Here is a 12,365-nt window from a genome sequence, read left to right as displayed (position 1 = left end):
ACGAAATGAAGCTACCGCGGGTTCGAAATATTCGCAGCTACCGGTTATCAGCAGCGCTGGCTCTCTTGCTACTTGCCGGCTGCGGATCTCCGGAGCAGAACGCGCAGCGCTATTATGAAAGCGGGATGGCCCTGATTGAGAAGGGCGATGATCTCGGCGCGCGTATCGAACTTCTCAAGGCTGTCAAATACAAGAGCGACAAGGTTGAAGTTTGGAAGGCGCTGGCCGGCGTTGATGAGCGCACCAAGGCGACATCCCTCCTTCTTGACTTGCGCCGGATAGTCGAACTTGACCCGAACGACCTCGACGCAAGACTGCGCCTTGCCAGAATAATGTTGGCCGGCGGCGCTGCCGATGCGGCAGCTCGTGTCCTCGATGGAGCAAAAGAGGATAGTCCGAGCGCGCAGCTCCACGCGTTGAGGGCAATGGTATTGTCGCGAGCGAACGATAGCTCGGGCGCGACCCGCGAGGCGCAGCGCGCGCTCGAAATTGACCCGAAAAACGTAGACGCTGTCACTCTGCTTGCTGCCAGGAAACTCTCGGAGGGTGATGCTGATGCCGCGCTGAAGATGCTCGATCCGCTCAATCTGGAGCAAAAGGACGCAACGGGCACTTCGCTGCTGAAAATACAGGCCTATGCCCGAAAGGGTGATATGGTCCAAGCGGAGCGCCTTTTGCGCAAAGTAATCTCACTCAATCCCAAAGAGCAGAGCTATCAGGCCCAGCTCATTCAATTGCTGGTCTCGCAACGACGGTTCGATGAAGCCGAGGTGGAGTTTCGTACCAGAGCAGACGCTAATTCGAACGATGCTAAAGCCGGTCTCGAATTGGTTCGCTTCCTCAGCCTCACGAAGGGCCCGGATGCAGTACGCAAAGAACTTGATAGCCGGATAAAGGCTGGGGGAGACACCTTCGACTATCAGCTCGCGCTCGTCGCACTGGACATCGCCCAAGGCAAAATCAAGGAAGCGACTGAAGCGCTGCGGTCCCTTACCCAGTCAGCGCCTTCACCGGAAAAGAAGACGATAGCACAGGTCAAGCTCGCGGAAATCCACGTCGGCAGGGGAGAAGTTGCGGCGGCTCAGCCGATCATTTCGGAAGTCCTCGGCAAAGATCGTCGCAATGCGGGTGCCTTGCGACTTCGCGCGGCCATCAATATTGATCGTGGCCAATTTGACAACGCGATATCGGATCTCCGCGAAGCGCTAAATGATCAACCGAAGTCACCGGACTTGTTGATCCTGCTGGCTTCGGCATATGAACGCGCCGGAAAGAACGAATTAGCGGATCGCCAGTACGCCGATGCACTGAAGGCTGCTAACCAAGATCCCCAGATCATGCTTCGGTACATAGGATTTCTGCAGCGCCGAGGAGATCCCGCCCGGGCGGAAGACATGCTGGCTGAAGCCGTAAATCGGTACCCCAACAATCTGCAGCTTTTCTCGTCGTTAGCTCAGGTCAGATTAAGTCGACAGAACTGGTCCGGTGCACTGAATGTTGCCGATAGGATCGAGAAGATCAAGGACGGTCCCGCGCTGGCGGATCAGATTCGCGCCTCAGCCTTCGCTGGACAGAACAAGATCGACGATAGCATTGCTGCGTTGGAGAGCGCTCGTCGTACCGCGCCGGACGCTGTTCAGCCCGTGGTATCGCTGGTCTCGGCTTATGTCAGGCAGGGCAAGGCGGATAAGGCCGTCGCCCTCTTGCAGGAAATGAATAAAAGACTTCCTGCAAACGCAGAGATCCTTGTGTTGCTTGGTCGGGTGTGGACATCACAGAAGAACGATGATGAAGCAATCAAGGCTTATAAGGAGGCGATCGCTCAGCAGCCGAGGGAATCCGTCAGCTACGGTGCATTGAGCGAGATTTACGTCCGCCAAAAGAACTTCGATGCCGCCGGAGATATCCTTCAGGCGGGCTTGAAGGAGTTACCAAACGATCTGAACCTTCGTCTGGCTTCTGCGTCACTGCAGATTAGCAGGGGCACTAACGATGCTGCCATCGCGCAATATGAGTCTATTCTAAAGGATCAGCCGAACTCTTTGCTGGCGATTAACAATCTGGTCAGTCTACTTCTCGATTATCGGTCGGACACCGCCAGCCTTGACCGGGCCTTTTCCCTGGCGGAGATGCTGAAGAATTCGAGTGTGCCACAATTCATGGATACGGTCGGCTGGGCCCAATATAGACGCGGCGACTTCAAGGGCGCCGTCTCAACTTTGGAAGCTGCCGCCGAGAAGTTACCAGACCTGGCCGCTGCTCACTATCACCTTGGCATGAGCTATGCTGCAGCTGGAATGCCGGAGAAATCCGCCGAACAGCTCAAGATGGCGCTTTCCCTTGAGCCGGATGGCACAGCTCTGAAGGAGAGCATTCGTGCAGCTCTGAAATGAGCGGCGCTAGTTTCCTGCAGGCAGCAGCGTATAGCTATGTGTGAGGACCACCATCAAGCTATGGGAGTCCGCAGGCCCGGTACCTGAAACAGTTGGCGTTCCAGTTAGTGGGTCGATATTTGTGCTGGCGCCGCTGCTGGCAAATCGATGAAGGTATCTATAGCTCAGTTGCGCCAGCCATTCTCGCGTCAGACTGTAATTATAGCTCGCTGACGCCGAAGCGAAATCCGTGCTTGTAGTCGATATTTGGCGATTTATGCCCGTCGACAAAGTCAGGCTTGATCTTGAATTGAGAACCTGTGTGATATTGGCTGAAATCGAGTCTCGCTTGAACAATGAGCCAACGACGCTTGGCCCGACCGACTGGACTGCATTGATCGCCAGGGTCGTATTCTTAAGCATACGGTAGGTCAGGACGGCATTGCCAATCCAATCGGCGACCGAGCCCGAGACGGGCGTTGTGGATGGGACGCCAGCGATTACAGAAGTTGATGCACCGTTTTCGGTCGCAATATAGACAGCACCGACATTTGCTCTAAATGAGAGTACGGCCGATAACGTTGCATCTATTCCTATCTGGTTACGGTAGATCTGAATGCTCGTGTTGAACGTGTTGCCATAGTCAAGGAGCTCAAACTCCGACGAAAGGTTGATGGAGGTTATCGGGTTTAGAGAGTGCCTCCAGACTCCTCGCGCCGAGGTGTCGGTGAATGGCGTTCCAGCCGTGGAGGGTTCATAGCTGGTTCGTGTGGACGTGGCTAACAGGGATAAGCTGTCCCTGGAAGTAATTGAGCGATCGATACCGCCCGTGCCCGTCAATCGGTCAATAAATCCGCCAACGTTGCTTACGACGCCGAGTTCGTTCAAAAGAGCAAAGGCTGCACTCGACTGCCGCCACTCAGCCTCTACGAACTCGCGATCGGACCGCGTTTTCTCTCTTTGCTCGTAACGCGCGCGAAACCCGTAGGTGAGGGACTCCGAAGGCGCACCTTCGACACCTGGCCCCCAGTACTTTCTAAACGATCCATCACCGTCAATGTTGAAGCGCGAAGTAGGTGTTCGAGCTTCAGCGTTTGCGGTAAGCGTCGAGTAAGAGCCGAGAGAAGCGGCCGGTGACGTGCGCAAGAATTGATTGCTGTTTAATTCGACCGTTTCACTCTGAGTCGTTTTAATTGACCAATCGAAAGCCAAAGCCCTCGATGCCGCCGTGACGCAGCATACGGATACGAGTATGGCTGTTCGCTTCACGGCGGGGCGCCTTTTGGAAGGGGATGAATCGTTAGTCGAAGAATCCCCGCTCTGGAACCATTATTACATCGCCCGCGCGCAACTTGATATTGCCCTCGAGGTCGTTGCCGGCTTCGTAGGCTTTATAATTGAACATGAAGATCGTCTCGTCGCCTCCCGACCCACGCCGGCGCACCTGGATGCGGCTTTTTGCTGCAAACGGGCCAACGCCGCCGGCTAGAGCGATCACCTGCATCAGCGTGGTCGGCTGCCGAACCACATAGGATCCCGGTCGGACGACCTCGCCAGTGATGAAAACCTTGGGCTTGAGATCTTCCTCGGGAATTTCCTTAGGCGCAGCCGCGACTGCGACTGTGATATCGAGATTTTCTTCTTTGTAGTTGTTCTTCAGCCTGGCCTTCAGGATATTTTCGACGGCTTGCGCCGTCAGGCCTCGCGCGCGGACATGGCCGGCAAGCGGGAAGGCAATTTCGCCTGCCGGATCGACTACCACGGTGCGGTCGAGTTTCGGATCCTGCAAGACCGTAATCGTTAGTGTGTCACCCGACTTCAGGGTCTGAGCACCAGCTGCAGAAACACAGAAAAACAGGCAAAATATGACCAAAAAAACCCGCATTGCTCATCCCCTCATCAGCATCGGCTAGGCAGGCTTGCGGGAGCAGCGTTAACTTTTCCGACGTAGCCGACTTAGAAAATAATGGATTAGAAAATAATAGATTTCAAATACTTAAGGAACCCTGGAAACCTTCTTCACTGGAAAAATGCTGTACTGTTGCTTGTCTGCAATGACGTCTCTAACCAGTTGATCTGAAATGATTTTTCGATCGTTGGCGAAGCCGTACACCAGGGCGGTATCACAAAGAACATTGATCATGCGCGGGATTCCGCCAGAAGCGCCGGCAATGAGCGCGCAAGCCTCCTGGGTGAAAAGTGGTCGGGGTGATCCTGCCGCTTGCACGCGAAAAGCGATGTAGTTTGTGGCGTCTCGCTCATCCAGCGGCCTAAGGTGGAAATCGGAAGAGATCCGCTGCGCGAACTGGTGCAGCGATGGGGCTAGCAGGAGGTCTCTGAGTTGGGGTTGCCCCACCAAGATCAATTGCAGGATCTGGAATTTGTCGGCGTTGATATTTGACAGCATCCGAAGGTGTTCGAGCGCTTCCGGTTCAAGATTTTGCGCCTCATCAATGATGAGAATGGTCCTTCGCCCATTCGCGTATTGGCCGTACAGAAAATCTTGCAAGTGCTTGAAAAGATTTGGATAGTTTCCATCGAAGGGCTGCCCGAGCGACATCAGGATCCATTGTAACAGTTCCTCGCGCCCCTGCGGCGAATTCGAAATCAAGCCAACCGTAATAGCGGGGCTAATTTTCTTGAGAAGATGCCTCACGAGTGTCGTCTTGCCGGAACCTATTTCACCTGTGATCACCGTGAAGCCAGCGTTGTTCATGACGCCAAACTCGAGCATCGTGAAAGCCATCGAGTGCATCTTGCCCCAGTAGATCATGTCTGGGTCGGGAAGGATCGAAAATGGCTTCTCCCGTAGCTGATAGAATGCCTCGTACATTGATGTTCCTTAGACCGGCACTGCGGTTGGCTTATAGCTCAATTTAACGAATACTTCGCGCCGCAGCCGCGGTTTCTTCAAACTGCGTAAATCGTGCCAGTGGAACTGGTTGTGACCTGCACATTAACGATGAGCCGGCAAATCCGATTGATTCGTAACTATTAACTAAAATTAATGTCGATTGATGATATGTTGAACCGCGAGCATTCAGATGCGAACCTTGCCGTCTCTTGATAGACTGATGTTGGATGACCATGCTTCAGAAAGTTGATTTCGAGGACGACTATCAGGAATTGCAGGAGGACCGCAGTTATCTACTGCGGCCGGCATTTTACTGGGAGCTTTTCAAGCGCCGGTGGCCCTATTTCATTTTGCCCTTTGTCGTCATTGCTTCCACGGGTATCGCGGGGGCGTATTTGTGGCCTCCGACGTACATGTCCGAAGGCAAGATCCTGGTTCAGTCGCAGCAGATTCCCTCGGAGCTGGTCCGACCAACGGTGACGAGCGCAGCGCAGGAGCGCATTCAGGTCATTCAGCAGCGTACCATGACGCGCGACAATCTGATTGCCATCGCCGACAAATTCCAGTTGTTCCCGGAAAAGCGGTCGCTGATGTCAGTAACCGAACTCGTAGACCTGATGAAGAAGAATACAAAGTTTGCGCCGGTCGATCTTCAGCTGGATTTCAAGCAGCGCTCGCGCGCGGATAACCCGACGATCGTTTTCTCGGTGGGCTTTGAGTACCCGCAACCAGATACTGCGTCGCGTGTGGCCAACGAACTGATGACGCGCATTCTAAATGAAGATTTGCGCGACAGGACAAGCCGGGCGACAGATACAACAAAATTTTTGGCGCGCGAGGTTCAGAGATTACAGGCTGAAGGTGTTGCGCTTGATAACAAGATTGCTCAATTGAGAGTCTCGCAAGGTAAGCCGTTAAAGAGCGATCAACCCTCGACACTCGACCAACTAAGAGCCGAGTTGACGCAGAAGAGCGCGCTATACTCGGATCGACATCCCGGTATTCAATCGTTGAAGCGCCAAATCGAAGCGCTTGAGAAGACAGCGCCTGCCGTCGTTGGCAATGATCCAAATGCCGCAGCGAGCCTCGATGCGCTTACCGCACAGCAGGAAGGGCTTCAGAAAAATCTTGACGCCGCCTCGGCGAAGCTTGCGGCAGCACGACTTGGCGAAAACCTGGAAAAGGATCAACAGTCCGAAAAGCTGGAGGTCATCGAGCAGCCGGCAGTTCCGCAACAGCCAATTAAGCCGAATCGAACCAAGATAGCGGCCCTGGCGATCGTTGCAGCCTTGATCGCAGGCGCCGGCCTGGCCTTGCTAGTAGAAATTTCAGACAAGGCCATTCGCAGGGCTGGCGATCTTTATAGTATCGTAGACAGCAAGCTGATTATCTCGATTCCATACATTGTCACCGGGGCCGAAACGCGGCTTCGACGGCGACGCCTGATCACGTTGGTAAGTTGCTCTCTCGTACTCTTGGCGGCCGCGCTCGTTGGCGTCTACTTCTTTCTACCTCCGCTTGATTTGGTCATGGCGAAGGCGAGAGTCGGTTTGTTCCGTTGAGCTGAAGGGGCGGGAGTTCGAACAATGGATTCGATCAAACAAGCTGTTGAGCTTGCGAGGGCCGCGGATGCTCCCGGTCAAAGCGCAATCGCACCGGAAGTGGTTCGTCGCGGATCAGTCGATCCCGCGATCAGAGGCGCGCAATTGAGTCCAGCGCATCTCGAACGATCCCGGATCGTGGCGCAGGACTCTGCGACGCCGCAGGGGCGTTACTATGACATGCTGCGAACGCAGATCTTGCAGGAAATGGACAAGAAGAGCTGGCAGTTCCTGGCGATCACCTCGCCCACGGCAGGCTGTGGCAAGACAGTGACAGCTTGCAATCTGGCGATAAGCATAGCCCGCTTGGCGGAGCGATCGGTCCTGCTTGTGGATCTGGATCTTCGCAGGCCAACGGTCGCAAATTATTTGGGCGTTCAGGGCACTGGGGGGGTGATGAGTGTACTGGAAGGGCGTGCACCGCTCTCCTCTGCAGTCATGCAGGTGAACGTCGGCCCCACGAACTTTCTGGTTCTTCCCGGAACAGTATCATCATCGAGTTCTTCCGAATGGATGGCTTCGCAAACAATGGGTACCTTGTTGCAGACCATCAAACGGGAGTTTCGTTCACGTATCGTAATCTTTGATCTGCCGCCTATGCTGCTTGGCGATGATGTGATTTCGATTCTGCCGCGAATGGATGCCACCTTGCTCGTTGCCGGCGTTGGCGCCACGACAGTTGCTGATGTCAAAGAGTGTCAGAAACATCTGCAAAGAAGCCCTGTCATTCGCGTTGTGGTGAACAAGGCGCAGGAAACCCCCGACTCCTACTACGGATATTATTGACCTTCATTGAGAATGCCCGCCGGCAGGAAAGTGGCGATCTCGGCGGCTGGCACAAAGTACTTGGCAATATCTTGCGTCTTCGTGCGTCCCGAGTATGGACCGCTTTGCGATTTCGAGATTTTGCGGCTGACGATGCCGAGCAGGCATCGACGATCGGTGTCGAAAACCCCTGATCCTGAATTTCCTGTTCGAGCCACGTCAGCTATCACAGTACTGAAACGTCGGGTCTCAATCGGGAGCCGTTCGGGTGATAAGATTTGAGAATGCGCCACCTGTCCTGGTACGATGGTCACCACGCGTTGACCCGGGACGGGAGCCTGTTTGCACAACGTCATCCGACGCAGGCTCAATCGGGAGGGAAGCAAATCCTCGTTGACTGCCAGGAGCGTCAGATCGGTTCCTTCAAGACTGCCTTCCTTGATGACGCGCGTTGGATATCCCTGACCGGCAACCACGACCTTGGGCCTCGTCATCCACGCACGGCCAACCACGTGTGCGGCCGTAAGGAACAAGCCGCGGCCAATATATATTCCATTGCCCGGCCATGATTGGACTGGCGTTCTGTGGATGTTGACCGCGTATGCAAGCAACGAATCGCTGAAATCTTCCGCCCAGCAGGGCGTCATGTAAATGGTCGAAGTGAACAGAATGACGAAAAGCCTGGGCCAAACAGATTGGGCGAACAGTTTGTTCACTGCACACTCACATCCGAGCTCCGCGGATCCTGGCGATGTACGGAACGACCATTAGCCGATTCGGACGACAAGTTAAGACGCGCCGATAAAGAACTTGAGTTCCTTCGAGGGAACGGCAGCAAGCAAGTCTTTAATGAACTGGTCTTGTAGTTTGAATGAAGCTTCGCGGGGCAGACCGATCGTTGAAACTCTGATTAGGGCACCATCCGGGATCATGCCGCGCAAACCATACTTTAGACGGCTGAGCTGATGTTCGACTACGGTGTTTGAGATATCGTTGCCCACTCTCATCCAGTAGGTCAAAGGCTCAAACCGAGATTCCCGTTCGGCGATGAGCCGCATGGTTTTGATAGGCGCACTTCCATCCTTATAGCTGACTGCCGTATCGGTCTTGTCGAAGACACGGAATCCATTTGCCGTATAGCAGATTTCCGGTCGATGGGCTTTGAGCCTGTAATTTTGCACCGGACCATAGGCGACCATGAGCATGACAATGTTGCCATGGCCATCGGTGTAGCCGCGTGCCACTTCCTGGCTGTAGTTCCTGGCTGATAGCAGGTCCGGCTCAGCAGACTCCTCAGTTGGCTTAACCGGGCTAATTTCAGGGACGAGCGTCCAGGTGCCAAATTGTCGCGGCACGATGCTTTCAAGACTGGGCGATGCAGCTGTTCTCGCCATCAACTGGCGAGGCTGGAGCAGTTCCGCAAGCGCCGCAGAACCGAGAAGCGCGATGCTCGCCAAAATCACCTGAATGCGACTAATTTTCATTGGTTAACTCGATGTGGATTCGGCATTCCAAATCATTGTATTTGGAAAGAATAATATACATGAACGGCTGTGATTTCCAATTAAAACGACGTAGGTTTGTGCCGCGTCAATATTAACATAAACCCTTGAAATTTTTAGCGCCATGGCCATTGGTCTCGACGCACGACGAGTAAATGCGTAAGCAGCTATTGCCAGTGGGCAGAGGATTTCCGCCTGCCAAAGCCATGTCGTATCACGGAGTTTTGAGATGAAGGGCTTATCGGTCCGGCTCTTTCATATTGCAGCAGTTCTGGGCGTTTGCGCAGCCGTGCTCGGAGGATGCAGCAAGAAATCCGATGAAGCCGCGGCCTATCGTGGTCAGGTCATTGCGCATGTCGGCGACGAAGTTGTGACAACGCAGGAGTTCGAAAACGAACTGCGCATTACCAGCATTCCGCCTGACAAACAGAAGGATCCCGCGGTTGTAAGGAAGGTGGTGGGAGATCTGGTTGCTCGCAAGTATCTGCTGCAACGGGCGCTCGCTGCTAAGCTTGATCGCGAGCCGAGCGTATTGCTGGACTTGTTGCGCGCGCGAGAGCAGGTCCTGGAAAACGCAATTCTGCTTCGTTCAGTAACTTCCAAAGCCCCTGGCAAGGCGGAGGTCGATAGGTACATCGCGAATAATCCGGGAAAATTTGCCAATAGAAAAATCCTAAGCGTTGAACAGATTGGTTTTCCGTTCGGACCGAATGGTCAGGCGGTGGTCGATGCCAACAAGAACGCCAAAACGCTGGACGAAGTTGATCAGCACCTGACGTCGGCGGGTATACCGCACGCTCGCCAGACGAGCGTATTGAACAGCGGCGATATTCCACAAGACTTCAATAGCACAATCGAGGCTAAGAAGGCAGAGGACGTCTTCTTCCTGCGCTCTGGTCCCAACGGCATTTTCTTCAAGGTGAAAGGTGAAGAAGCGCGTCCGCTTGAGGGGGAGGCCGCAGCCAATGTCGCGCGGCAGATGATGAGAGCGGAGGCGCTAAAAGGGGAAACCAGCTTGGCCGCTTACTCGGCTAATCTCGAAGCAAGGTATCAAGGTGAATATGCCAAAATAATGAAGCCGGGTGGGGACGGAAAAAATTGACGCCTGATTGGTGTACAGTGATTTCGCCCGCCCCTTCTGTTTTTCAATTTTGGCAGGCCTAGGATATGGCAACGCTCTTTGATGTAGTGACCGTAACTTGCTTTGTCGGACTGGTCATCGCTTTCCTTCAATTTACGGACCGCGAAACCCGTACGTTGATGCATTTTATGCTGGCGGGTATCGTATTTGCGGTCGCAAACCAGGTTGGCAATTCCGGTTCAACCGTCCTTGCTTTGCTGCTGGTTGTTGCGGGCGTGATCTATCCGGCTCTGATTGTGCTGCGGAAATAAAACCGGTTGTTGAGCTTTCTGCAAAATGTTAGTTATTTGAAGCGTTTAATTGGAAACACCGATGACTTACTCCCAAGTGTTCCAGCCCACGAAATCGGATACTTCAGCGGGTTTGCTTTGGTCGGGACTGCTCGTGGCTTGCGTCCTTATTGCCTACGCGCCGACTGTTTCGAATTTGATTGATGGACCTTGGCAGACCGAGCAAGAAGGCCACGGCCCGCTCATCATTGCGGCTTCACTTTGGTTCGTCTGGCAATCGCGCTCCAACTTGAAGCTGGTCAAAACCTCGCCGGCTCCGATTGTCGGCTGGATGGCGCTCTTGTTTGGTCTGGTGTTGATGTTCCTGGCGCGACTCCAGCAGGGGCTCGTAACCTTTGAAATGTTTTCGATCATCCCGGTGATCGTTGGTTGCATTCTGATCCTGCTTGGTTGGCCAGCGCTCCGTGTCCTCGCATTTCCAATCGCTTTTCTTTTTTTCGCGGTTCCGATGCCTGACTGGATAATCGACGCGGCGACCGTCCCGCTCAAAGTGCTCATTTCCAATATGGTGACGGGCATCCTGTATGCCGCGGGTTATCCTGTCGCACAAAATGGCGTCATGATCATGATCGGTACGTACCAGCTCCTGGTAAAGGACGCATGCTCTGGAATGAATTCGATTTTTGCTTTGTCGGCGATCGGGGTGTTTTACGCATATGCGTTCCGGTGGTCGGAAAAAGTCCGGAGTGTCATTCTTCTGATGTCCATCATTCCAATTACGATTGCTGCAAATTTTATCCGTGTTCTGGCGCTCGTGTTGATCGCCTACTACGGTGGTCCCGATTTGCTCGACGGGATTGTTCACGACTTGACTGGTATCAGTTTGTTCGTCGTTGCGCTTTTCCTGCTCTTCTTGCTCGACGCCGCATTGGGTCTTTGCATCGCGGCCTATCGCCGACTTCATGTGCGTCCTCGCCAACAGCAGGTTGCCGTCTAAGTCAGAACGCCCACAAACAGATCCGTGATACGCCGCTGGACAGTTCCGGGAGGCGATTCCTTTCTGCGAAAGCGTTGGACAGGCCTGGGTTGTCGATTGTTTCGTTCCGCACTACCTGATGGACCACTGCGATAGGGAAAGAGTCGGTGGGCCATGGCGCTTACTTATGCGATACCCGATCTTCACGGTCGTCTCGATCTGCTGGAAGGCGCGCTCGATCTCATCACGCGACATTCAAGTGGTCAAAAGTTCAAGATTGTGACTTTGGGAGACTACGTTGATCGTGGCCCGGAGAGTCGGCAGGTCATAGAGCGGTTGATGGGGTTGAAATCCTCCGCGCTGGACCTGCTGTGCCTCAAGGGTAATCACGAAGCGATGATGTGGACGACGAGCCGCAATCTCGCCGAGTTGAGTTGGTGGCTGGAGAACGGTGGTGACAAAACGCTCGCCTCCTATGGCGCCGTCGACGATCTAAAGGTCATTCCATCGGCGCACCTGAACTGGATAGCTGATCTTCCACTGATTTACGTGGATCATCAGAGGGTCTTTGTTCATGCAGCCGTCGACCCCAGGATTCCGCTCTCAAAGCAAAATGAGCAGACGCTCTTGTGGAAACGATATCCAAGGGGCTTTGCGGGCGGTCACGGTCGGCGCCATGTCGTTCACGGCCATCACGCTGATCCGAAGGCACCGGTGGTAACCCAGGGTAAGACCAACCTTGACGGAATGGCCTGGACCACCGGCCGGCTGGTGATTGGCGTGTTTGTAGACGACCAGAACGGTGGTGCCGTTGAATTTTTGGAAGTTTTTGGGCCTCCGGCAGCTTTAGCGAAGTCGGACTGAGAAACTCAGGGAAGTTCGATGCTGACCGGACTGACTCACGTGTGCTGGCGTCTGGCCCGA

12 protein-coding genes are annotated in these 12,365 nt (G+C 54.1%); 7 read left to right on the top strand and 5 right to left on the bottom strand.

The window, feature by feature from the left end; genetic code table 11:
- Window positions 1-5 precede the first annotated feature (5 nt).
- Window positions 6-2,393: a tetratricopeptide repeat protein gene (locus C7G61_RS14210; RefSeq protein WP_108514944.1), complete on the top strand. Its 2,388-nt coding sequence runs from the start codon at window positions 6-8 to the stop codon at window positions 2,391-2,393.
- A 6-nt stretch (window positions 2,394-2,399) separates the two neighbouring features.
- Here C7G61_RS14210 and C7G61_RS43905 read toward each other — a convergent pair whose 3' ends face one another.
- The 3 genes from C7G61_RS43905 to C7G61_RS14200 all read right to left on the bottom strand — a co-directional run bounded on the left by C7G61_RS43905 (window position 2,400) and on the right by C7G61_RS14200 (window position 5,205).
- Complete coding sequence (locus C7G61_RS43905; RefSeq protein ID WP_145963608.1) at window positions 2,400-3,641, bottom strand: hypothetical protein; 1,242 nt, start codon at window positions 3,639-3,641, stop codon at window positions 2,400-2,402.
- Between the two features lie 31 nt (window positions 3,642-3,672).
- The gene (locus C7G61_RS14205; RefSeq protein ID WP_108514942.1) at window positions 3,673-4,257 is read right to left on the bottom strand and encodes a polysaccharide biosynthesis/export family protein; all 585 of its coding nucleotides are present in this window, start codon (window positions 4,255-4,257) and stop codon (window positions 3,673-3,675) included.
- Between the two features lie 111 nt (window positions 4,258-4,368).
- Window positions 4,369-5,205, bottom strand: coding sequence for an ExeA family protein (locus C7G61_RS14200; RefSeq protein WP_108514940.1), 837 nt, complete (start codon window positions 5,203-5,205; stop codon window positions 4,369-4,371).
- A 248-nt stretch (window positions 5,206-5,453) separates the two neighbouring features.
- Here C7G61_RS14200 and C7G61_RS14195 point away from each other — a divergent pair, with 248 nt between their 5' ends.
- Window positions 5,454-6,788, top strand: a complete 1,335-nt coding sequence (locus C7G61_RS14195; protein ID WP_108514937.1) for a GumC domain-containing protein — start codon at window positions 5,454-5,456, stop codon at window positions 6,786-6,788.
- A 24-nt stretch (window positions 6,789-6,812) separates the two neighbouring features.
- Window positions 6,813-7,613, top strand: coding sequence for a CpsD/CapB family tyrosine-protein kinase (locus C7G61_RS14190; protein ID WP_108514935.1), 801 nt, complete (start codon window positions 6,813-6,815; stop codon window positions 7,611-7,613).
- On the opposite strand, the gene C7G61_RS14185 is transcribed toward C7G61_RS14190, so the two are convergent.
- Both C7G61_RS14185 and epsI read right to left on the bottom strand, forming a co-directional pair.
- Window positions 7,607-8,308 carry a S1 family peptidase gene (locus tag C7G61_RS14185; RefSeq protein WP_244608286.1) on the bottom strand — a complete coding sequence of 234 codons (702 nt, stop codon included), beginning with the start codon at window positions 8,306-8,308 and terminating at the stop codon, window positions 7,607-7,609. The genes C7G61_RS14190 and C7G61_RS14185 overlap by 7 nt on opposite strands.
- Window positions 8,309-8,380: 72 nt before the next feature.
- Window positions 8,381-9,076, bottom strand: coding sequence for an exosortase-associated protein EpsI, V-type (gene epsI, locus C7G61_RS14180; protein ID WP_108514933.1), 696 nt, complete (start codon window positions 9,074-9,076; stop codon window positions 8,381-8,383).
- A 247-nt stretch (window positions 9,077-9,323) separates the two neighbouring features.
- Here epsI and C7G61_RS14175 point away from each other — a divergent pair, with 247 nt between their 5' ends.
- The 4 genes from C7G61_RS14175 (at window position 9,324) to C7G61_RS14160 (ending at window position 12,305) form a co-directional block, all read left to right on the top strand.
- Window positions 9,324-10,196, top strand: coding sequence for a SurA N-terminal domain-containing protein (locus C7G61_RS14175; protein ID WP_190241808.1), 873 nt, complete (start codon window positions 9,324-9,326; stop codon window positions 10,194-10,196).
- A 65-nt stretch (window positions 10,197-10,261) separates the two neighbouring features.
- Complete coding sequence (locus C7G61_RS14170; protein ID WP_108514931.1) at window positions 10,262-10,486, top strand: XrtV sorting system accessory protein; 225 nt, start codon at window positions 10,262-10,264, stop codon at window positions 10,484-10,486.
- 61 nt (window positions 10,487-10,547) lie between these two features.
- Entirely contained in the window at window positions 10,548-11,462 is a 915-nt protein-coding gene (gene xrtV / locus C7G61_RS14165; protein ID WP_108514928.1) for an exosortase V, read from the top strand.
- A 153-nt stretch (window positions 11,463-11,615) separates the two neighbouring features.
- Complete coding sequence (locus C7G61_RS14160; protein ID WP_108514925.1) at window positions 11,616-12,305, top strand: metallophosphoesterase; 690 nt, start codon at window positions 11,616-11,618, stop codon at window positions 12,303-12,305.
- Window positions 12,306-12,365: the final 60 nt, after the last annotated feature.

The sequence above is a fragment of the Bradyrhizobium algeriense genome, from assembly GCF_003062295.1.
GTDB lineage: Bacteria > Pseudomonadota > Alphaproteobacteria > Rhizobiales > Xanthobacteraceae > Bradyrhizobium > Bradyrhizobium algeriense.
Note: the sequence above shows the minus strand (reverse complement) of the source record. Positions and strands in the feature narration are given on the sequence as shown.

What these genes read in the sequence shown, in the direction of transcription:
- C7G61_RS14210 (WP_108514944.1), top strand. Translation starts at nt 6, where the DNA reads ATGAAGCTACCGCGGGTTCGAAATATTCGCAGCTACCGGTTATCAGCA.
- C7G61_RS14205 (WP_108514942.1), bottom strand. Translation starts at nt 4,257, where the DNA reads ATGCGGGTTTTTTTGGTCATATTTTGCCTGTTTTTCTGTGTTTCTGCA.
- C7G61_RS14200 (WP_108514940.1), bottom strand. Translation starts at nt 5,205, where the DNA reads ATGTACGAGGCATTCTATCAGCTACGGGAGAAGCCATTTTCGATCCTT.
- C7G61_RS14195 (WP_108514937.1), top strand. Translation starts at nt 5,454, where the DNA reads ATGACCATGCTTCAGAAAGTTGATTTCGAGGACGACTATCAGGAATTG.
- C7G61_RS14190 (WP_108514935.1), top strand. Translation starts at nt 6,813, where the DNA reads ATGGATTCGATCAAACAAGCTGTTGAGCTTGCGAGGGCCGCGGATGCT.
- epsI (WP_108514933.1), bottom strand. Translation starts at nt 9,076, where the DNA reads ATGAAAATTAGTCGCATTCAGGTGATTTTGGCGAGCATCGCGCTTCTC.
- C7G61_RS14175 (WP_190241808.1), top strand. Translation starts at nt 9,324, where the DNA reads ATGAAGGGCTTATCGGTCCGGCTCTTTCATATTGCAGCAGTTCTGGGC.
- C7G61_RS14170 (WP_108514931.1), top strand. Translation starts at nt 10,262, where the DNA reads ATGGCAACGCTCTTTGATGTAGTGACCGTAACTTGCTTTGTCGGACTG.
- xrtV (WP_108514928.1), top strand. Translation starts at nt 10,548, where the DNA reads ATGACTTACTCCCAAGTGTTCCAGCCCACGAAATCGGATACTTCAGCG.
- C7G61_RS14160 (WP_108514925.1), top strand. Translation starts at nt 11,616, where the DNA reads ATGGCGCTTACTTATGCGATACCCGATCTTCACGGTCGTCTCGATCTG.